Origin of the sequence: Hydrogenophaga sp., assembly GCF_026125825.1 — a bacterium.
Lineage (GTDB): Bacteria > Pseudomonadota > Gammaproteobacteria > Burkholderiales > Burkholderiaceae_C > Hydrogenophaga.
Map to the genome: position 1 here is coordinate 67,785 of NZ_JAHCKK010000009.1, position 18,487 is coordinate 86,271.

General features: G+C 70.1%; 21 protein-coding genes. 3 read left to right on the forward strand and 18 right to left on the reverse strand.

Annotated elements, in window-relative coordinates; translation table 11 throughout:
- Positions 1-4 precede the first annotated feature (4 nt).
- The 9 genes from KIT86_RS05790 to KIT86_RS05830 all read right to left on the reverse strand — a co-directional run bounded on the left by KIT86_RS05790 (position 5) and on the right by KIT86_RS05830 (position 8,300).
- A complete protein-coding gene (locus tag KIT86_RS05790; protein ID WP_297395930.1) occupies positions 5-811 on the reverse strand; it encodes a sugar phosphate isomerase/epimerase in 807 nt (268 codons plus the stop codon).
- 37 nt (positions 812-848) lie between these two features.
- On the reverse strand, positions 849-1,697 hold the full coding sequence (locus KIT86_RS05795; protein ID WP_297395933.1) for an ABC transporter ATP-binding protein: 849 nt from the start codon (positions 1,695-1,697) through the stop codon (positions 849-851).
- Between the two features lie 43 nt (positions 1,698-1,740).
- Positions 1,741-2,757, reverse strand: a complete 1,017-nt coding sequence (locus KIT86_RS05800; RefSeq protein WP_297395936.1) for an ABC transporter substrate-binding protein — start codon at positions 2,755-2,757, stop codon at positions 1,741-1,743.
- Between the two features lie 67 nt (positions 2,758-2,824).
- Positions 2,825-3,601, reverse strand: coding sequence for an ABC transporter permease (locus KIT86_RS05805; RefSeq protein WP_297395938.1), 777 nt, complete (start codon positions 3,599-3,601; stop codon positions 2,825-2,827).
- A gap of 17 nt (positions 3,602-3,618) precedes the next feature.
- A complete protein-coding gene (locus KIT86_RS05810; RefSeq protein WP_297395941.1) occupies positions 3,619-4,683 on the reverse strand; it encodes a dihydrodipicolinate synthase family protein in 1,065 nt (354 codons plus the stop codon).
- 3 nt (positions 4,684-4,686) lie between these two features.
- Entirely contained in the window at positions 4,687-5,520 is an 834-nt protein-coding gene (locus tag KIT86_RS05815) for a GNAT family N-acetyltransferase (RefSeq protein WP_297395943.1), read from the reverse strand.
- On the reverse strand, positions 5,507-6,559 hold the full coding sequence (locus KIT86_RS05820) for an NAD(P)-dependent oxidoreductase (RefSeq protein ID WP_297395946.1): 1,053 nt from the start codon (positions 6,557-6,559) through the stop codon (positions 5,507-5,509). Before KIT86_RS05820 ends, KIT86_RS05815 begins: the two co-directional genes overlap by 14 nt.
- Positions 6,560-6,688: 129 nt before the next feature.
- Positions 6,689-7,336: a TetR/AcrR family transcriptional regulator gene (locus KIT86_RS05825; RefSeq protein WP_297395949.1), complete on the reverse strand. Its 648-nt coding sequence runs from the start codon at positions 7,334-7,336 to the stop codon at positions 6,689-6,691.
- A gap of 64 nt (positions 7,337-7,400) precedes the next feature.
- Positions 7,401-8,300, reverse strand: coding sequence for a LysR family transcriptional regulator (locus KIT86_RS05830; RefSeq protein WP_297395952.1), 900 nt, complete (start codon positions 8,298-8,300; stop codon positions 7,401-7,403).
- An 88-nt stretch (positions 8,301-8,388) separates the two neighbouring features.
- On the opposite strand from KIT86_RS05830, the gene KIT86_RS05835 reads away from it, so the two are divergent.
- On the forward strand, positions 8,389-9,435 hold the full coding sequence (locus KIT86_RS05835; RefSeq protein WP_297395955.1) for a sodium-dependent bicarbonate transport family permease: 1,047 nt from the start codon (positions 8,389-8,391) through the stop codon (positions 9,433-9,435).
- Positions 9,436-9,460: 25 nt separating this feature from the next.
- Here the strand turns inward: KIT86_RS05835 and KIT86_RS05840 are convergent, their stop codons facing one another.
- Positions 9,461-10,441: a tripartite tricarboxylate transporter substrate binding protein gene (locus KIT86_RS05840; protein WP_297395957.1), complete on the reverse strand. Its 981-nt coding sequence runs from the start codon at positions 10,439-10,441 to the stop codon at positions 9,461-9,463.
- Positions 10,442-10,450: 9 nt separating this feature from the next.
- Positions 10,451-11,575: an adenosine deaminase gene (locus KIT86_RS05845; RefSeq protein ID WP_297395960.1), complete on the reverse strand. Its 1,125-nt coding sequence runs from the start codon at positions 11,573-11,575 to the stop codon at positions 10,451-10,453.
- A gap of 83 nt (positions 11,576-11,658) precedes the next feature.
- Here KIT86_RS05845 and KIT86_RS05850 point away from each other — a divergent pair, with 83 nt between their 5' ends.
- Entirely contained in the window at positions 11,659-12,624 is a 966-nt protein-coding gene (locus KIT86_RS05850; protein ID WP_297395963.1) for a LysR family transcriptional regulator, read from the forward strand.
- Here KIT86_RS05850 and KIT86_RS05855 read toward each other — a convergent pair.
- The 7 genes from KIT86_RS05855 to KIT86_RS05885 are packed head-to-tail and all read right to left on the reverse strand — an operon-like array spanning position 12,557 to position 17,396.
- Positions 12,557-12,931, reverse strand: coding sequence for a tripartite tricarboxylate transporter substrate binding protein (locus KIT86_RS05855; RefSeq protein ID WP_297395965.1), 375 nt, complete (start codon positions 12,929-12,931; stop codon positions 12,557-12,559). The two genes, KIT86_RS05850 and KIT86_RS05855, sit on opposite strands and share 68 nt — an antisense overlap.
- Positions 12,928-13,113 carry a hypothetical protein gene (locus KIT86_RS05860; RefSeq protein ID WP_297395968.1) on the reverse strand — a complete coding sequence of 62 codons (186 nt, stop codon included), beginning with the start codon at positions 13,111-13,113 and terminating at the stop codon, positions 12,928-12,930. The genes KIT86_RS05855 and KIT86_RS05860 overlap by 4 nt, the downstream gene beginning before the upstream one ends.
- A 3-nt stretch (positions 13,114-13,116) precedes the next feature.
- Positions 13,117-14,118 (reverse strand): tripartite tricarboxylate transporter substrate binding protein, encoded by a 1,002-nt coding sequence (locus KIT86_RS05865; protein WP_297395971.1) that lies wholly within the window; start codon positions 14,116-14,118, stop codon positions 13,117-13,119.
- 41 nt (positions 14,119-14,159) lie between these two features.
- A complete protein-coding gene (locus tag KIT86_RS05870; protein WP_297395973.1) occupies positions 14,160-14,354 on the reverse strand; it encodes a hypothetical protein in 195 nt (64 codons plus the stop codon).
- Positions 14,351-15,964, reverse strand: coding sequence for an FAD-dependent oxidoreductase (locus tag KIT86_RS05875; protein WP_297395976.1), 1,614 nt, complete (start codon positions 15,962-15,964; stop codon positions 14,351-14,353). Before KIT86_RS05875 ends, KIT86_RS05870 begins: the two co-directional genes overlap by 4 nt.
- A 35-nt stretch (positions 15,965-15,999) precedes the next feature.
- Complete coding sequence (locus KIT86_RS05880; RefSeq protein WP_297395980.1) at positions 16,000-16,833, reverse strand: alpha/beta fold hydrolase; 834 nt, start codon at positions 16,831-16,833, stop codon at positions 16,000-16,002.
- Positions 16,834-16,841: 8 nt separating this feature from the next.
- Positions 16,842-17,396: a cupin domain-containing protein gene (locus tag KIT86_RS05885; protein WP_297395982.1), complete on the reverse strand. Its 555-nt coding sequence runs from the start codon at positions 17,394-17,396 to the stop codon at positions 16,842-16,844.
- Between the two features lie 124 nt (positions 17,397-17,520).
- Between KIT86_RS05885 and KIT86_RS05890 the strand changes: the two genes are divergently transcribed.
- Positions 17,521-18,471 carry a LysR family transcriptional regulator gene (locus KIT86_RS05890; protein WP_297395985.1) on the forward strand — a complete coding sequence of 317 codons (951 nt, stop codon included), beginning with the start codon at positions 17,521-17,523 and terminating at the stop codon, positions 18,469-18,471.
- Positions 18,472-18,487 lie beyond the last annotated feature (16 nt).

An 18,487-nucleotide genomic window follows, 5' to 3' on the forward strand; every position in this document is an offset into this window, starting at 1 on the left:
TCCATCAATGCAGGGCCTCCAGCAGGCCCCGCAGGTAACCGATGGCGCGGGCGGCGGCCATGGGGCCATCGGGTTGGTAGTCGAACGGCTCCACCGCCACCCAGCCGGCGTAAGCGTGCTGGCGCAGTGTGCGAAGGATGTCGGCAAACGGCAGCGCGCCCTGGCCCGGGCCGCGCAGGTTGGGGTCGTTCACCTGCACGTGGGCGAGCAGGCCCGTGGGCAGCCAGCGCGCGAGCACGGCGGGCACCGGCTCGGCTTCGGCGCGCGCGGCGGCGCAGCAGTCGAGCATGGTGCGCAGCGCGGGCTGGCCGATGGCTTGCACGATGGCCGCGGCCTCGGCCACGGTGTGGATGAAGTCGGCCTCGGGCGCGGCCAGGGGCTCGATGCAGTAGACGACGCCCGCGGCCTGCGCGTGCGCGGCCACGGCGGCGAAGGCCTCGATGCCGCGCTCGCGCGCCGCGGCTTGCTCACCCGCGGGCAGGCGGCGCTGCGCGGGCGAGCCGTGCACCAGCACCGCGCCACCGAGCTCGGCGCAGAGGTCGATCTGGCGGTGCATCGCCTCCAGGGTGCGGGCGCGCACGGCGGCGTCGCCCGAGGTGATGGACAGGCCTTCGGGCTGGCGCAACAGCCAATGCAGGCCCGAGACCGCGATGCCCGCGTCCGAGGCCGCGCGGCGCAGCTCGGCGCTGCGGGCCTCGCCCAGCGTGAAGGGCGCCACCTCCAGCCCGTCGTAGCCCAGGGCGGCCGCCACCTCGCACTGGCGGGCGAACGGCAGCGGCGCCAGCACCTCGTTGCACAGGGCGATGCGCACGGGCGGCTCCTTCAGCCGCGCGCGCGCGGGCGCTGGCTCACCACTGCGGGCCGGCCCGCGTCTCGCGCCGGCCGGTGGCACCGGAGAGCTCGGTGTACAGCTCGAAGGACAGGCGGCCCAGCGCCGGGTCGGCGCGCGTTTCGGCGGTGCGCGGGCGCGCGATGTCCACGGGGCGGATGTTGGCCACGCGGCCCGGGCGCGGCGACATGACCACCACGCGGTCGGCCAGGAACACGGCCTCGGGAATCGAGTGCGTGACGAAGACGATGGTCTTGCGCTGCCCGCCGCTGCTGCTCTCGCCCCAGATGCGCAGGAGCTCGATGTTCATCTCGTCGCGCGTCATGGCGTCCAGCGCGCCGAAGGGCTCGTCCATGAGCAGGATGGGCGGGTCCAGGATGAGCGCGCGGCACAGCGAGGCGCGCTGCTGCATGCCACCCGAGAGTTCACCGGGCCGCTTGTTGGCGAAGTCGCTCAGGCCCACCATCTTGAGCAGCGCGAGCGCGCGCTCGCGGTACTGCGCGGGGTTGCCGCCGGAGAGTTCCACCGGCAGCAGCACGTTGTCGAGCACCGAGCGCCACTTGAGCAGCAGCGCGGCCTGGAACACCATGCCCACCTTGGGAATGGGCTTGTCCACCGGCACGCCGTCGACCAGGATGCGCCCGCTGGTCACCGGCCGCAGGCCGGCGATGGCGCGCATCAGCGTGGACTTGCCGCAGCCGCTGGGGCCGACCAGCGCCACGAACTCGCCTTCGCGGATCTGCAGCGAAATGTCGCGCAGGGCCTCCACCGGGCCGCTCTCGGCCTGGTAGATCATGCCGGCATGGTCCACCTCGATGAGGACGCGGCCCGAGGCCGCGCCATCCGTTTGTTCTGCTGCTGGGCTCATCACGTGGTCTTCCTGCATGCCTGTTGTCGTGCGCGCTGTGGGCTTACTTGACCGGCAGCGGCATCGCCACCTTGGTGAAGTACTCGGTGCTGAACACCGTCTTGCAATCCACCTTCTTGGGCAGGCCCATGTAGGTGTTGACGATCTCGGTGGAGGCGCACATCTTCTTCTCGTCGATCCAGCCGATGCCGTTGTCGGCGTAGTTCTTGGTGCGCATGAGGTCAAAGCCCATCATCATGTTGGACTCGATGATCGCCACGTCGATCTCGGGCACGCGCTTCTTGAAGATGGCCAGCGCTTCTTTGGGGTTGGCCATCACGTCGCGCCAGCCCATGTACGAGGCTTCGAGGAAGGCCTTGAGCTGCCTGGGCTTGTCGGCCATGGTTTTCTCGCCCGCGATGATGGACATGGCGTAGAGGTCGAAGCCGTAGTCGGCCCACTGCAGGCGCACGGCCTTGCCCGGGCCCATGGCCTTGTCGTAGAAGGGCTGGCCGGTGGTGTAGTCGGCCACGCCGTCCACGCGCTTCTCGGCGATGGAGGCGACCTTGGCGGTGGGCTCGATGTTGACCCAGCTCACCTTGTTGGGGTCGATCTGGTTCAGGCGCGCGAAGGCGGGGAAGGCCAGGCGCTGGCTGTCGCCGGCGGGCGCGGCCACGGTCTTGCCTTCGAGGTCCTTGGGCTTGAGCAGCGGCGCGTCGGCGTGGCTGAAGAAGGTCATGGGGGTCTTGTCGAACACCATGCCGACCATCTTCACGCGGGCACCGCGCGAGGCGGCCGAGATCACCGGCACCGCATCAGCCAGGCCGGCGTCGGCGCGGTTGGTGTCCACCTTGGCGATGGAGTCGCCCGAGCCCTTGGAGTTCTCCAGCGTCACGTCCAGCCCGCGCTGGGCGTAGTAGCCCTTGTCCAGCGCCACCCAGTAGGCGGCATGGTCGCCCACGGCAAACCAGTTGAGGGCGAAGGTGAACTTCTCCCTGGCCTGGGCCGAGGCCGTGGCTGGCAGCAGGGCCAGCATGGCCGCGCAGACGGCGGCAGCGGAAACAGCGATCCTGGGTGTCATGGTGCTTTCCTTTCGGAGGACGGGTGGGGGTGAGAACGGCGGGGAGGGAACGGAATTCGTCTGGGGCTCAGCGCGGGGCTTCTTCGGCCCAGGGCGCGAGCAGGCGCGAGAGCAGGGCCACCAGGCCATACAGCAGCAGGCCCAGCACCGAGATCCACACCAGCGCGGCGAACGCGGCGGGCGTGTTCATGCTGCTCTGCGTGGTGATGATCACGTAGCCCAGGCCCTTCTGCGAGGCCACGAACTCGCCCACCACCGCGCCCACCACGGCCGAGGTGGCGGTGACCTTGAGCGCGCTCAGGATGTAGGGGTAGGCGTTGGGGATGCGGATCTTCATGAACACCTTCCACTTGGGCGCGCTGAAGACGCGGCCCAGGTCCACCATGTCCTGGTCGATCTGGGTCAGGCCCACGGCGGTGTTGATGACCACCGGGAAAAAGCCGATCAGCGCGCCGATCAGCATGTTGGGCAGGATGCCGTAGCCCAGCCACATGAGAAACAGCGGCGCGATCGCCACCTTGGGCAGCGTGTTGACGAACACCAGAAAGGGCGTGAGCGCGCGCGAGATGCCTTGCGACCAGGCGATGGCCATGCCCAGCATCACGCCGGCCACGCCCGCCAGCACGAAGGCACCGAGGATTTCCACGCCGGTGATCCAGGCGTGGCTGAACCAGGGAATCTCGTCGCTCAGCATGGCCTGCCACACCGAGTACGGGCTGGGCAGCAGGTATTCGCGGATGCCGAAGACCGACACCGCCAGCTGCCACAGCACGATGAAGCCCACGAACAGCCCCACGGCGGGCAGGTAGTGGGAAGTCCAGCGGGCGATTCGGTTCTGCGTCATGGTGGGGCTTCTTTCGTTCACGCGAGCCAGCGGCTCAGGCCGGCTTTGACGAAGGCGTCGTCGGCCAGGTCGCCGTGCTCGGCGCACACGCGGTCGATCTCTTCCTTCTGGCCCGGGCTGAGGCCTTCGTTCGGGTCCAGGCACCAGATGCCTTCGAGCAGGCCCTGGCGGCGCAGGATCTCATGGCAGCCGGCGATGCAGCCGTGGAAGTCGTTGGCCACATCGAAGAAGGCGCTGTTGCAGTCGGTCACGCGGCTGTCCAGCGCCAGCATCTCCGGCGTGACCACCGTGCCGCCGGCCGCGGCCTTGCACAGCTCCAGCATGCGCACCGCGCCCGAGGTCCACACCGACCAGTGGCCGAGCAGGCCGCCGCGAAAGCGCACCGTCACCGGCCGGCCGTCGCGCGGCACGGTGAAGGGCGTCACCAGGTCGAGCACGATGTGGTCGTCGTTGCCGGTGTAGAGCGTCACGCGCTCTTCGGCGCGCGCCTGCACCACGCCGCGCACCACGTCGAGCGTGCGGTAGCGGTGGAAGGGCGCGACCTTGATCGCCACCACGTTCTCGATGGCCGCGAAGCGGGCCCAGAATGCGGCGCTCAGGTTCATGCCGCCCACAGCGGGCTGCAGGTAGAAGCCGATCAGCGGGATTTCCCTGGACACTGCCTCGCAATGGGCGATCAGCGCGTCCTCGCTCTCGCCCTTCATCGCGGCCAGGCTCAGCAGGCCGGCGTTGTAGCCCAGGCCGCGCGCCAGCTTCGCCTCGGCCACGGCCTGGGCGGTGCGGCCGCACACGCCGGCGACCATGGCGAGTTCGCGCCCGGGTTCGACCCAGTCGCGCGCGGTCTCGATGGCCAGGCGCAGCACCTCTTCATACAGCCCCACCTCGCGGATGGCGAACTGCGTGGTGTGCACGCCCACGGCCAGGCCGCCGGCCCCGGCATCGAGGTAATAGCGGCTGAGCGCGCGCTGGCGGCGCACGTCGAGCTGGCGCTGCGCATTGAGCGCGAGCGGGTGCGCGGGAATGGCCAGGCCCCGGCGCAGCAGCGCGCGGGTGTGTTCGACGTCAGAGGCAGTAAGGCTCATGGTTCAACCAAATTCGGGACCGGCCAGCACGAAGAGGCGGTCGTTGACAGAGGCGATGGGCGCCGCGCCCAGCGACATGCGCACGAAGGCGCGCTGGCGCGTGAAACCGGCCTGCTCCAGCCAGGCGCGCAGCGCGGCCCAGCGGTCGGGCACATCGAGAAACACGCGCCCGCTGACACCGGCCAGCGCGGCCTGCAGCAGCGAGAGCGCCGAGCTTTCGTCTTCGGCCACCAGCGGGCCGATCTGCGTGGCGCGGCGGCCTTCGCGGGCGATCACGAAACCGGTGCGCGCTGGCGAGAGGTGCGCGCGCGTGCCGGCGCGCTGCAGAAAGTCGGCCAGCAGAAAGCCCCGGCCGCAGCCGTTGGCCTGGGCATCGAGCGCCTGCACCACGGCGGCGTCGGCCGCTGGCGCGGCGCTCGCCTCGGGCGCGGCGACCGTGCCTTCCCAGCGCGCGAGCGCGAAACCGTCCTCGAAGCCGATGCGCAGGTAGGCCTGCTGGCCCGCAGGCGTGGCGTCCAGCACCGGCGTGGCGCCCAGCGTGCGCAGGTGCGCCACGCAGCGCGCCATCAGCGCGGTGGCCAGGCCCTGGTGCCGCCACGCGGCGTTCACCAGCACCATGGACACCCAGCCGATGCCGCCTTCGTAAGGCAGTGCGGCGGCCGTGGCCACCAGCGGGCCCGCGTCACCGTCGCGCAGGCCGAAGACCCGGCCCTGCGTGATGAACAGGCGCCAGTCGTCGGCGGTCTGGTTCCAGCCCGCGGCGTCCGACAAGGCAAGGCCCTCCGGCACATCGGCCGGACCGAGGATGACCGAGGTCAGTGCCTCAGAAGGCGCCATCCCGGACCTCGAATTTGGTCGGCTTGCCATGTGCCGGCTGCTCGCGCCTGACCCAGTCGGCCACCCAGTCGAGCATCGCGCCCAGCGGCACCAGCGGGTAGCCAAACAGCTTGCCCGCCAGCGTGGTGTCCGACAGCAGCGCCGTGGCCGCCTCCTGGCCGCTGACCTGCGCCTTCACGCCCAGGCGCGCGGCGAACTCCTCCACCAGCCAGCGCACCGAAAGCGTCTCGGGCCCGGTGCAGTTCACCGGCGTGGCCGGCACCGTGCAGTGGCGCAGGCAGCGCAGCACCTGCGCGTTCGCGTCGCCCTGCCAAATCACGTTCACGTGGCCCATGGTCACGTCCACCGTCTCGCCGCGGTGCACCTTGGAGGCGATGTCGTACAGCACGCCGTAGCGCATGTCGATCGCGTAGTTGAGCCGGAAGATGCGGCCCGGCGTGCCGTGCAGCCCCGAGAAGTACTCGAACATGCGCTCGCGCCCGATGCACGACTGCGCGTACTCGCCCAGCGGCGCGGGCGGCGTCTTCTCGCTCGCGCCCTGGCGGCCCACCGGGGTCAGCGGGTAGATGTTGCCGGTGGAGAAACCGACGATGCGCGACTCGCGGAAGGTGTCGGCCACCAGCGCCGGCACGTGCGTGTTCATGGCCCAGGTCAGGGCCTGGTTGTCCTTCGCGCCGAACTTGTGGCCGGCCGCGAAGATGATGTTGGGCACGCGCGGCAAGGCCTCGATGGCGGCGCGGTCCAGCAGGTTGGCCGCGATGGTCTCGATGCCCCAGGCCTCCAGGCGCTGGCGCACGGCCGCGTCGCTGAAGCGCGCTACGCCGATCACGCGCTTGTGCGGCGCGGCGTTCTTGGCCAGGCGCGCGAGCGTGGGGCCCATCTTGCCGGCCACGCCCAGGATCATGATGTCGCCCTCCACCTGCGCCAGATCATCGATCAGCGCCTGGCTGGGCCGGGCGAGGAATTCCTCCAGCGCCTCCACCGATTCGAAGCGGTCGGGCAGTTGGGCGGGGTCCAGCAGTGTGACGTTGCCTTGCATGGCAGGGGCCTTTTCTCAAACGCGATGCGACGAGCATATGGGCGTGTCAACCCGATGTCAACCGTTTGGTTGAAATCCGGGCAAAGGGTTTGCCCAGGTGGGTTCGTGCCCTCGGATGGTGCGTGGAAATCAGGCCCGCAGACCGGCCATGGCGAAGGCCACGACGTGCGCGCGGTAGGCGCCCACCGCGTCGGCCGACGAGAGATCGCGGCTGAAGATGGACGACAGCGTGAGGCGGTTGGAGAAGAAGAAATACGACATGCCGGCGACCGAGATGTAGAGCTCCACCGGGTCGATGCCGCGGCGGAACACGCGCGCGCGGATGCCGCGCGCCAGGGTCTTGGCGATGAGCTCGATCAGCGGCGAATTGGTGTCGCGGATGGCGCTCGAATCGCGCACATGCCGCGCGCCCTGCGCGTTCTCGTGGTTGAGCAGGCCGATGAAATCGGGGTGCTCGGCGAGGTAGTCGAACGAGAAGCCGATCAGCGTGGCCATGGCCTCCTCGGGCTGCATGTCGCCGAGCTTGAGGCTGCGCTCCTGCGTGCGGATCTCGGTGTAGACCACTTCGAGGGCGGCGCGGTAGAGGTCTTCCTTGCTGCCGAAGTAGTAGTAGATGAGCTGCTTGTTGACCCCGGCGCGGGCCGCGATCTCGTTGACGCGCGCCCCCGTGAGCCCCTTGGCGGAGAACTCCGCGCGGGCCGCCGCGAGGATGGCCGAGCGCGCGGCGCTGCTGTCGGCATCGGTGGGGCTGGAAGCGGAAGCGCGGCGTGGTGGCATCGTGGGTCTTCGGCTGGCGGTTCGGTGGGGCGGATTATGTGCCCGGCTCGCCGGGCGCGCACGCTCAGCGCCCGCCCATCCACCCCTGCGCCTCTTCCACCAGGTGCCTGCGGAAGACCTCGGCGATGGGCGAGAGCTGCTTGCCCTTGGGCCAGACCAGGTGCCATTTCGACTGGATCGGAAAGCCCTGCACAGGGAGCACCGCCAGGCCTTCGTGGTGCGGGCCCAGCGCGTGGCGCGAGACGATGGACACGCCCAGCTGGCCTTCCACCGACTCCTTGATGGCCTCGTTGCTGCCCAGCTCCAGCACCGCGCCGGGGACGAAGCCGAGCTCGCGCAGGTGCGCGTCGGTGGCCATGCGCGTGCCCGAGCCTTTCTCGCGCAGGATGAAGCGCTCGGCCTGCAGCTGCGCCAGCGTGACGCGCTTTCTCGCGGCCAGCCTGTGGCCCGCAGGGGCGATGACCACCAGGGGATTGGGCATGAGGATGTGGTCCTCCAGCGGCAGATCGGGCGGCGGCATGGACATGACGTAGAGGTCGTCCAGGTTGCTGCGCAGGCGGGCGATGACGTGGTCGCGGTTGAGCACCTCCAGCGAGATGTCGATCTGCGGGTGCAGCTTGCAGAAGCTGCCCAGCAGCCGGGGCACGAAGTACTTGGCGGTGCTGACCACGGCCACCTTGAGGCGCCCGCTCGTGAGGCCCTTGGCGCCCGAGATGCGCTGCTCGAACGCATCCCACTCGCCCGCAATGGCGCGCGCGGTGCGGGCCAGCGCGTGCCCGGCCTCGGTGAGGTGCACGCGGCGCGAGATCACCTCGTACAGCGGCAGGCCGATGGACTGCGACACCTCGCGCAACTGCATCGAGGCCGTGGGCTGCGTGACGTGCATCACCCGGGCGGCGGCGCTCACGCTGCCGGTCTCGGCCAGCGCCAGGAAAAGCCGCAATTGACGAAATGTGATTTGCATCGAGTTTTATCTATGGATAAGCGCGTTCAAATCGAATTTACTTTGCGCCATTGTGCACCTAGCATCGGGCACTTCAAGGAGTTGAATGATGCAAAGCCTGCTGGACCCTGCGATCCTTTTCTTTGCCCTGGGCGCGTTTGCAGGCCTCGTGCGATCCAACCTGGAGATGCCTGCGGCGATCTCGAAGTTCTTGTCGATCTACCTGCTGATGGCGCTGGGGCTCAAGGGCGGCTTTGCGCTGGCCGCCTCGGGCCTGACGCCCGGCGTGCTGAGCAGCCTGGGCCTGGCGGTGCTGCTGGCCGTGGTGGTGCCGCTGCTGGGCTATGCGCTGCTGCGGCGCGTGCTCTCGGGCTTCAACGCGGCGGCCGTGGCCGCCACCTACGGCTCGGTGAGCGCGGTGACCTTTGTCACCGCCACGCAGTACCTGGAATCGCAGCAGATCGCCTACGGCGGCCACATGGCTGCGGCGATGGCGCTGATGGAGTCGCCCGCCATCATCCTGGCCGTGATGCTGGCCAACGCGCAGCGTCAGCGGCTGGCGGCCGCGGCCCCTGGCGCGCAGCCGGTGTGGGCCCTGGCGGTGCCGGGCGCGGGCGGCGGCGTCGCCGCCACACCCGTGGCCGGCCCGGGCGGGCCGGGCCTGTCGATGGGCAAGATCCTGCACGAGTCGTTCACCGACGGCACGCAGCTCCTGCTGCTGGGCGCCATGCTGATCGGCCTGTTGACCGGCGACGCCGGCAAGGCCGCCATGCAGCCGTTCTCGGGCGATCTCTTCAAGGGCATGCTGTGCCTCTTCCTGCTCGACATGGGGCTGGCCACCGCGCGCAACCTGCCGGCCCTGCGGCAGCAGTCGCCGCTGCTGCTGGCCTATGCGGTGCTGGGGCCGCTGACGCATGCCGGCCTGGCGCTGGGGCTGGCGTGGCTGGCCGGCGTGCCGGCGGGCGACGCGGTGCTGCTCACCGTGCTGGCCGCCAGCGCGTCCTACATTGCCGTGCCTGCCGTGGTGCGCTACGCCATCCCCGAGGCCGACCCCTCGCTGTACGTGAGCCTGTCGCTGGGGCTCACGTTTCCGCTGAACATCGTGCTGGGCATCCCGCTGTACACGCAGGTGGTGCAGCGGGTGTGGGGGGGCTGAACCTCGGCGGAAGGCCTTGGCCGCTTCAGTCCTTCAGGTTGAGCGTGGGCACCAGCTTCTGGTTGCGCGCGAACTCGGCCTGGGCAAAGCTGCCCAGCGCCTCGGGTGAGCCGCTGCCCGGCAGGGCGCCCTGCTCGGCAAGGCGCGCGCGCACCTCGGGGTCTTTCAGCGCGTCGTTGAGCGCTTCGTTGAGCCTGGCCACGATGGCCGCCGGCGTGCCCTTGGGGGCGAAGAGGCCCGTCCAGGTGACCACGTCGTAGCCCTTGAGGCCGGGCATTTCGTCGAAGGTGGGCACGTCGGGCAGCGAGGCAATGCGCTGCTTGCCGGTCACGCCCAGCGCCTTGAGGCTGCCCGCGCGCACGTGGGGGATGCTGCTGGCGCTCACCAGCATGGCCAGGTCCACCTGCTTGCCCATCACGTCGTTGGCGATCTGCGCGCCGCCACGGTACGGCACGTGGGTGACGAAGATGCCCGAGCGCTGCTTGAGCTGCTCCATGGCCAGGTGCAGCACCGTGCCCACGCCCGAGGTGGCGTAGGTGTATTGGCCGGGCCCGGCCTTGGCGAGTTTGACGAAGTCGGCGTAGGTCTTCACCGGCAGGTCGGTGCGCGACACCAGCACCATGGGCGCGGTGTTGAGCATGCCCACGGGCACCAGGTCCTTGAGGGGGTCGAAGCGGTAGGCGGCAGGGTTGGCCAGCTTGCCGATGGCGATGGCGCTGTCCGGCCCGGCCACCAGGGTGTAGCCATCGGGCGCGGCGTTCACCGCTTTCTGCAGGCCGATGGCGCCACCGGCCCCGGCCACGTTGTCGATCACCACCGTCTGGTTCAGCCGCTCGCCAAGCTTGGTGGCGACCTGGCGGGCGATGAAGTCCACACTGCCGCCCGCCGTGAAGGGCACGATCAGCGTGACCGGTTTGGCCGCGGGCCAGGCAGGGCCCTGGGCGTGGGCCGAGAAGGCCAGCAGCAGCGAGGCGGCAAGGACGAGGCGCGAGCGTTCGTGGGCCATGGGGGTCTTTCAGGTGGGGAGGGAGGATGAGGAAGAGGAAGAAGAGAGAGCCGAAGACGCGGACGAGGGCGCCAGGGCAGCGCGCAGCGCATCGAACTCGGCCGCCCACTCGGCGCGCCAGCGGCGGCGCTGGGTGTCGTCGATCCAGGCGCCGTCCAGGCCGTTGTGCATGAAGCTGCGCAGGTCGTCCAGGCCGAAGCCGAAGGCGCGCACCATCATTCGCCACGCGCCGGTGGGGGTGACGTGGTGCAGCGTGGGGTCGTCGGTGTTGGGGTGGATGCGCAGACCCAGGCCGGGCATGCGGCGGATCGGGTGGTCCAGCGCCCAGCGCTCGGGCGAGAGGGTGCGCAGGTAGTAGGAGTTGGTGGGCACCACGGTGAACAGCACGCCGCGCTCGGCGCACTGGCGCGCGAACTCGGGTTCGTCCACCACCGTGTAGCCGTGGTCGATGCGGTCCACCTGCAGCAGCTCCAGCGCGGTGCGCACGTTGGTCCAGGGCGTGCCGAACTCGCCCGCGTGCGCCGTGGTCTTGAGGCCCGCGCGCCGCGCGTCCTGGTAGGCCTGGGCGAACAGCTCGGGCGGGCGTTCGTTCTCGCGGTAGTCGATGCCGATGCCGATCACCTCGTCGCAGCGGTGCGCCTTCACCCAGGCGACCATCTCGGTGGCGGCCTGCGGGCTGGCCTCGCGGTCCACGGCGGCAATGAGCCGGCCCACGATGCCCAGCGCGCGCTCGGCCTCGCGGATGGCCTGCACGATCGCGTCCTGCGCGGCGGCATAAGGGATGCCCGAGACCCGCACCGTGCCGGTGGGGTTCCAGAAGAACTCGGTGTAGCGCACGTGGTGCGCGGCGGCGTCCTGCAGGTATTCGAGCGTGAGGCGGTGCAGATCGGCCGGCGCGCGCACCAGTTGCGCGTCCAGCGAGCGCAGCACGCGCAACACGCCCACCGGCTTGTCGCCACGGGTGTAGAAGCCGGCCACCTCCTCGTCCGTCAGCGGCGCACCGGCGCGCCTGTTGAGCTCGGCGAAGGTGTCGCGCCGCACCGTGCCAAACAGGTGGCAGTGCAGCTCCATCTTCGGCATGGCCAGAAGAAAGCCGTCCAGGGTCTGCGCGGCGGGGTCGTTGGTGAAGGGCATGCGGCCAGTCTAGGCAGGCGCGCTTGATAAGAGAAGTTTTAAGTTTCTATAATTTCATTCACCCGATTTATCACCAGGCCGCCGTGGAAAACCCCGCCCTGCGCGCGCTCACGCTGCGCCACCTGCAGTTCTTCTCGGTGCTCGTGCAGGAAGGCCATTTCGGCCGCGCGGCCCGGCGGCTGGCCATCACGCAGCCGGCGCTGAGCAACGCCATCAAGCAGATGGAGAAGCTGCTGGGCGCGCAGCTGCTCACGCGCAACACCCACCGGCTGGAGATCACGCCGCTGGGCACCGAAGTGCTGGCGCGCACCGACTTCCTGGTCAACACCGTGGAGCTGGCCCTGCAGGACATCCACCAGGTGGTGCAGCGCGGGCGCGCGCTGGTGCGCGTGGGCGTGATCCCCTCGGCCAGCACGCGGCTGGCGGCGGCGGTCAACGCCTTCAAGCCCCCGGGCGGGCCGGCGGTGGAATTCGTCTGGCGCGACGCGCCCTCCACCGTGCTGCTGCAGGAAGTGCGCGAAGGCCGGCTCGACCTCGCCCTGGCCGCCATCACCGAGCCGCCCGGCGGCCTCACCTGCATCGACCTCTTTCAAGACCCGCTGGTGCTGGTGGTGCGGCGCGACCACCCCCTGGCCCGCGAAGGCAAGGCCAGCTGGAAAGCCATCGGCCACGAGCGCCTGGTGCTGTTCGAGAGCGGCAGCATGCCCGCGCTGGGGGAGCCTGCGCGCGCGCAGTTCGGCCTGCAGGGTGCGCAGGCGCCCTACCACGTGCGCTACTCGGAAACGCTCTACGCGCTGGTGCGCGGCGGCATGGCGCTGGGCCTCATGCCCCAGCTCTACACCAGCTCGCTGCACGACCCCGAGCTGGCCGTGCTCGCGCTGCAAGACCCGCGCATCGAGCGCCGCGTGGTGCTGGTCTACCGGCCCGGCCCCATGCGCAACGCGGCGGCGAAGGACTTCATCGACTTCCTGCGCGAGCACCTCACCCAGCCGAAGAAGCTGAAGGTGAGGCGCTTCGCGCGCAAGAGCGTCGCCGGACCGAAGGGCTGAGGAACCGCCTCAGTCCAGGCTGACGTTCGCCGCCCTGGCCACCGCGCTCCAGTCCGCGCCCTCGGCCCACGAGCGAGTACGACAGGCTCGACACCTGCACCTGGTCGCCCAGCAGGCCGTTGAGCGCGGGGCCGCCGCCCTGGTAGGGCACGTCCACGATGCGCGCGCCCAGCTTCTCGTTCACCTGTGCCATGAACAGGTGCGACGAACTGCCGATGCCGAAGTGGCCCCAGTTCAGCTGGCCCGGGTGGGCGCGGTCGTACTGCACCAGCTCCTGGATGCTGCGAATGGGCAGGCGTGCGCTCACCACCACCGCGGTGTCGATGCGGCTGATAGCCGCTCGCTCACGCGCCGCGCCACCAGATCCACCGGGCCACCGGCGGCCAGCGGCACGATCACTTTCACGGCGCGGCTCGGGTAGGCGCTCTGCGCACTGCACAGGCCGGCGAACAAGGCCAGCGCGAACGCCAGAAAAGAAGAGGTCTTCATGGCTCAGTCCAGCTGGATGCCGGTCTGCCGCACCAGGCCGTGCCAGACCTCGCGGTCGCTCTTGAGGAAGGCGGCGAATTCCTCCGGCGTCTGCGCGCGGGTGCGCATGGCCATGGTCTGGTTCTGCTCGCGCATGGCCGGCGTCTGCATCGCGGCGGTGATCTGCGCGTTGAGCTTGTGCACCACGCCACGCGGCGTGCCCGCCGGCGCCATGAGGCCGAACCAGGTGAAGGTGCCCGGGTCGCCCACGCCGGCCTCGGTGAGCGTGGGCACCTCGGGCAGCTGCGCGGAGCGCGTGGGCGCCAGCACCGCCAGCGCGCGCATCTTGCCGGCCTTGACCTGCGCCACGATGCCGGGGTTGCCCACCGACACGTAGAGCACCTGGATGTCGCCGGTGAGGAAGGCCTGCATCATCGGGCCGAAACCGTTGAAGGGCACGTGCAGCAGGTCCATCTTGGTGGCGCGCTTGAGCCACTCCATGGTGAGGTGCGTGTCCGAGCCGTTGCCAAACGAGCCGTAGGCCAGCTTGCCCGGGTTCTTCTGCGCGTGGGCGACGAGCTCCTTGACGCTGTTCACCGGCACCGAGGGCGAGACGAGGAAGACCATGTCGGGCACCACCAGCGGCGTGACCGCCTCGAAGTCCTTCGCCGCGTCGTAGGGCAGCTTGCGGTAGAGGTGCGGGTTGATGGAGAGCGAACTGCCACTGACCACGCACAGCGTGCTGCCATCGGGCGGGGCCTTGGCGCAGGTGTCGGTGCCGATGATGGTGTTGGCGCCAGGCCGGTTCTCCACCACGAAGGACTGGCCGTTCTTCTCTGTGAGGTTCTGGCTCAGCAGCCGCGCCACCACGTCGGGCGCGCCGCCCGCGCCCAGGGGCACGATGATGCGCACGGGCTTGGTGGGGTAGGCGGCCTCGGGCGCGCTCTGCGCGGCGGCGTGCGCCGCGCAGGCCAGGGCCAGCGCGCCCGCCGCCAGGCGGCCCATCCAGGGGGTCGGTGTCTTCATGTCGTTGTCTCCTTGTAATGAATGCCGAAAACAGGGCAGGCCTAGCCCGAGAGGTGCCGGCCCGCGCGCTCGATGCGGTCGGCCAGCAGACCGGGGGGCGCGCCGGCGGCCAGCAGGATGACCAGCTTGGTCAGGAACAGCTCGCGCTGCGGCGCGGGCACGCGGTCGATCGCACCGGCGAGGTCCACGAAATCGCGTTCGGCAAAGGTGGCGGTGGTGTCGGTGGTGTGGTTCATTGCAGTTCCTCGGTGCGGGCGGCGCACAGCGCCAGGTTCAAGGCCTCGGCCACCTGCTCTGGCGTGGCCTCGCGCCAGCGCGCGGCCACCCGGTTGTCGGGGCGCACCAGGTAGCAGCTGCCGGGCCGCGCGTCGAACAGCCGGCCCAGGGTGCTGCCGGCATCGAAGCTTTGCACCCGCAGCGGCAGGGCGGCGAAGCGCGCGGCCTGGGCCGATGCGCCGCCTTCGGTGAAGGCGATCAGCGTGAAATGCGGGCCGAAGCGGTCGTACAGGCGTTCGCCGCCCTCCCCCGCTGCGCCCACCACCGCGTCGGGCACCAGCGCGCCGGGGCGGCAGGCCGGCCCGAAGTCGCCCGCCGCGTCCGCTGTGTTGAGCGGGCTGTCGGTGCAGTCGTGCGGCGGCGTGGCGTATGGGTCGAACAGGTTGGCCAGGAAGTTCTCGCTCAGCGAGAGCGAGAGGATCGCCTCGCGCACCAGCGCAATGCCCGGCGACGGCGTGGTGATGAAGATGGTGGTGCGCGTGAGCTCGGCCAGCGTGGCCAGCAGCGCGCCCCGGCGCTCCTGCGTGTACGAGTCCAGCAGCTGCGCGTCGGACTCGCCCTTGACCACGCGCGCGAGCTTCCAGGCCAGGTTGTGCGCGTCTTCGTAGCCGTGGTTCACGCCGCGCCCGCCGAAGATGGGCACCTGGTGCGCCGCGTCGCCCGCAAACAGCACGCGCCCGGTGTTGTAGGTGGGCAGCGACACCGCATTGGCCTTGTAGACCGAGGTCAGCACCAGCTCGTACCGGGGCTCGATGCCCATCAGCTCGAAGTGCGCGCGGATGCGCGCGTGCACCTTCTCGGGCTGCATCTCGGTCTCGGCGTCCTGGTCGTCCATCAGCTGGAAGTCCAGCCGCCACATGTCGAACGGCGCCTTGTGCATCAGCACCGTCTTGCCCGGCAGGTAAGGCGGGCTGAAGAAAAGGCGCCGGCCTTCGGGCAGCGGCTCCTTGCACAAGATGTCGTTGATGACAAAGCGCTGCGAGTAAGACGTGCCTTCGTAATCGATGCCCATGCTGCGCCGCGTGGCGCCGCGCGGGCCGTCGGCGGCCACAAGGTAGGGCGCGCTCAGCGCGTAGTCGCCCTGCGGTGTGGAGACCGCCAGGCGCACCCCCTCGTCGCCCGCGTCGATGCGGGCCACGCGGTGCTGGTAGCGCACCTCCGACAGGCCGCTGGCCTGCAGCTCGTCCAGCAGCAACTGCTCCATCCAGCATTGCTGCAGGTTGGTCTGGCCGTGCTTCTCGTGCGGGGGCACGGACAGCGCCATCGAATGCACCAGCTCGCGGCCATAGAACGTCCAGCCGTCGGCCCAGGTGAGCCCTTTCTCCAGCACGCGCGCGCCCACGCCGAGCTGGTCCAGGATCTGCATCGAACGCCGGTTCATCGCCAGGGCGCGGCTGCCCTGCGAAATCGTGTCGCGCGCCTCCAGCACCACGGTGCGCACACCATGGCGCGCCAGGCCCAGCGCGGTGGCCAGGCCCACCGGGCCGGCGCCCACGATCACGACCTGGGGCGCGGGCCCGCTCAGGCTGGCGGGGGATTGGAAAGGCATCGTCTGCCAGGTGAAGTACATGGGGGCTTCTCTTTCTCTTTCGCTGTCTCTGAAACTCAGGCCATGCGGGCCGGCGCTTCGGCCGGCAGCAGGCGCAGGAAGGCGAGCAGGGCCTGGTTGAAAGCCTCGGGCTGCTCCAGGTTGCTCAGGTGGCCGGCGCGCTCGATGCGCGCGTGCGCCACGGCGGGAATGCGCTCCAGCAAGGCGCGCGTGACCGGCTCGGGGTACACGCGGTCCTGGTCCGAGGTGATCACCAGCGTGGGGCAGGCGATCTGCTCCAGGCGGTCGCCCCGGTCCTGGCGCGTGGAAGCGGCCAGCACCGCCAGGTAGTTCTTCACGCGGATGCGCTGCATCGCCTCGGCCGCCGCGCGCACGGCCTGGGCCGACGCATCGGGCGCGCACATGGCGCGGGCCTGGTCCATGCCAAAACTCGCCGGCACCCGCCCGTCTTGAAACGCCGCCGAACGGTCGGCGATGAAGCGGTCCACCTCATCGGCCGACATCGCGTCAAACCCCGGGCTGCTGTTGGCCAGCACCAGCGAGGCCACGCGGGCCGGGTGGCGCAGCGCCAGCGAACGCACCACGCGGCTGCCCATGGACAAACCCACCAGGTGCGCGCGTGGCGCGTGGAAATGGTCCAGCACGGCCAGCACGTCGGCACCGAAATCGCGGTGAAAGTCCAGCGGGCCCTCGATGTCGCCGCTGTCTCCGTAGCCGCGCAAGTCCACGCTCACCGCCGTGTAGCGGTGCCGCAGCGCCTCCACCTGCGCGCGCCAGGCGTGGCGGTCGCCACCCATGCCGTGCACCATCAGCACCAGCGGCCCCTGGCCGGCCACGCTCACCGCCAGCGGCGGCGTGCATGGAAGGGTGATCGTTGCCACGCTGTCCATGAAACCGCTCAAGCCTGCGCCGGCAGCGCCAGCGCGTCGATCAGCACAAACGCCACCGTGGCCGGCTCGGCCGTGCGGTTGCTCCAGCCGTGGCGGGTGCCGCGCTGCACCAGCACGTCGCCCGCCTTCAGCAGCGCCTCGCCCTCGTCCATCACGGCCCAGATCTCCCCCGCGAGCACGATGGCGTAGTCCACCGACGCGGTGGTGTGCATGCCCACCGTCTGGCCCTTGCGCGTGGCCGCGCCGGCCAGGTCGTGCCCCATCGCTGCAAACGCGGCGTGCTCGTCCCAACCGTCCATGTAACCCGCGTCGGGCGGGAACTGCACCACGCGAAACACACTGCCGCCCGCAGGCGGCGCCAGCGTCACCTCCGCGCAGGGCTCGGCCGCGCCGCTGTTGTCGGCCGGGGTGCGAAACGTCTTCCAGAGGTCCGTGACCACCGGCCCCGTGGCCGTGGTGCGCAACACGAACGGCGACAGGCCGTCCTGCAAGATCACCGAACGGCCTGCGGCGTCGTGACCGGTCACCACACGGCGCACCGCGCCGGGTTCTTTACTGCTCATGGGCATGCTGCCTGTCTCCTTCTGCCGCGATGGTAGGCAGAGCAAGGCCTATGCGATACATGAGAATCGGCATGGCAGTTCAACGACAATCGTTGAACCCCAACCCAGCCCCGACGCACACCCCATGGACCTCAAACTGGTGGACTGCTTTCTGCGCGTGGTCGAAGCCGGCAGCATCAACAAAGCCGCGCTCGACATGGAGATCACCCAGCCCGCGCTCTCGCGCCGGCTCAACGCCCTGGAGCACGACCTGGGCATCCAGCTCCTGGTGCGCGAGGCGCGCGGCGTGAAACTGACCGAAGCCGGCACCCTGCTCTACAACGGCGCGCGGCCCCTGCTGCGCCAGGCCGAACTGCTGCGCGACGAGCTCGGGCGCGAGGCCCGAGCGCAAGTCTCCATCGGCCTGCCGTTCTCCATGCACCGGCTCATCACCGCGCCCTTTGCCTCGGCCGAAATCCAGTCGCGCTCGGCTGTCTCGCTGCGCATCTACGAAGGCTTTATCCACCACCTGCGCGAGTGGCAGCAACAAGGCCTGGTGGACGTGGCCATCATGGAATTCGAGGAAGGCACCTCACCCCTGCACGAACAGACCCCGCTGGTGCGCGAGCCCCTGCTGCTGGTGGGCCCGGTGGACGCGGCCCTGCACCCCGACCGCCCCGCCAGCGCCGAGAAGCTTGGCGCGTGCAAACTCATCCTGCCCGGGCGGCCCAACCTCGTGCGCAAGACGGTGGACAGCTACCTGAAACGCCACGGCCAGAAATTTCGGCGCGCGGCCGACGCGGAAACGCTGCAACTGTGCCTCTCGCTCGTGAAAGACGGCCTGGGCTACACCGTGATGCCCTACTGCGCCATGCACGACTTCCCGCAGATGAACGAACTCAGCGCCACGCCCATCAAGGGCCTGACCATCACCTGGTCGCTCTACGTGAGCCAGGCCCGCCGCCACAGCGCGGGCGTGCGCTCCACCGCGCAAAGCCTGCAGCGCATGATGCTCGGGCTGGTGGAACGCGGCGAGTGGCCCCTGGCGCAGGCCGTGGCCGCCAGCCCCGCAGGCGCGGCCGCCCGCCGGGGCTGAGCGCGCTCGCGCGCGG

Excerpts from the sequence above, each read along its gene's own strand:
- KIT86_RS05825 (WP_297395949.1), bottom strand. The coding sequence starts at position 7,336 with ATGCCACCACGCCGCGCTTCCGCTTCCAGCCCCACCGATGCCGACAGC.
- KIT86_RS05805 (WP_297395938.1), bottom strand. The coding sequence starts at position 3,601 with ATGACGCAGAACCGAATCGCCCGCTGGACTTCCCACTACCTGCCCGCC.
- KIT86_RS05820 (WP_297395946.1), bottom strand. The coding sequence starts at position 6,559 with ATGCAAGGCAACGTCACACTGCTGGACCCCGCCCAACTGCCCGACCGC.
- KIT86_RS05835 (WP_297395955.1), top strand. The coding sequence starts at position 8,389 with ATGCAAAGCCTGCTGGACCCTGCGATCCTTTTCTTTGCCCTGGGCGCG.
- KIT86_RS05840 (WP_297395957.1), bottom strand. The coding sequence starts at position 10,441 with ATGGCCCACGAACGCTCGCGCCTCGTCCTTGCCGCCTCGCTGCTGCTG.
- KIT86_RS05815 (WP_297395943.1), bottom strand. The coding sequence starts at position 5,520 with ATGGCGCCTTCTGAGGCACTGACCTCGGTCATCCTCGGTCCGGCCGAT.
- KIT86_RS05870 (WP_297395973.1), bottom strand. The coding sequence starts at position 14,354 with ATGAACCACACCACCGACACCACCGCCACCTTTGCCGAACGCGATTTC.
- KIT86_RS05865 (WP_297395971.1), bottom strand. The coding sequence starts at position 14,118 with ATGAAGACACCGACCCCCTGGATGGGCCGCCTGGCGGCGGGCGCGCTG.
- KIT86_RS05885 (WP_297395982.1), bottom strand. The coding sequence starts at position 17,396 with ATGAGCAGTAAAGAACCCGGCGCGGTGCGCCGTGTGGTGACCGGTCAC.
- KIT86_RS05880 (WP_297395980.1), bottom strand. The coding sequence starts at position 16,833 with ATGGACAGCGTGGCAACGATCACCCTTCCATGCACGCCGCCGCTGGCG.
- KIT86_RS05890 (WP_297395985.1), top strand. The coding sequence starts at position 17,521 with ATGGACCTCAAACTGGTGGACTGCTTTCTGCGCGTGGTCGAAGCCGGC.
- KIT86_RS05830 (WP_297395952.1), bottom strand. The coding sequence starts at position 8,300 with ATGCAAATCACATTTCGTCAATTGCGGCTTTTCCTGGCGCTGGCCGAG.
- KIT86_RS05810 (WP_297395941.1), bottom strand. The coding sequence starts at position 4,683 with ATGAGCCTTACTGCCTCTGACGTCGAACACACCCGCGCGCTGCTGCGC.
- KIT86_RS05860 (WP_297395968.1), bottom strand. The coding sequence starts at position 13,113 with ATGAAGACCTCTTCTTTTCTGGCGTTCGCGCTGGCCTTGTTCGCCGGC.
- KIT86_RS05845 (WP_297395960.1), bottom strand. The coding sequence starts at position 11,575 with ATGCCCTTCACCAACGACCCCGCCGCGCAGACCCTGGACGGCTTTCTT.
- KIT86_RS05875 (WP_297395976.1), bottom strand. The coding sequence starts at position 15,964 with ATGTACTTCACCTGGCAGACGATGCCTTTCCAATCCCCCGCCAGCCTG.
- KIT86_RS05800 (WP_297395936.1), bottom strand. The coding sequence starts at position 2,757 with ATGACACCCAGGATCGCTGTTTCCGCTGCCGCCGTCTGCGCGGCCATG.
- KIT86_RS05795 (WP_297395933.1), bottom strand. The coding sequence starts at position 1,697 with ATGAGCCCAGCAGCAGAACAAACGGATGGCGCGGCCTCGGGCCGCGTC.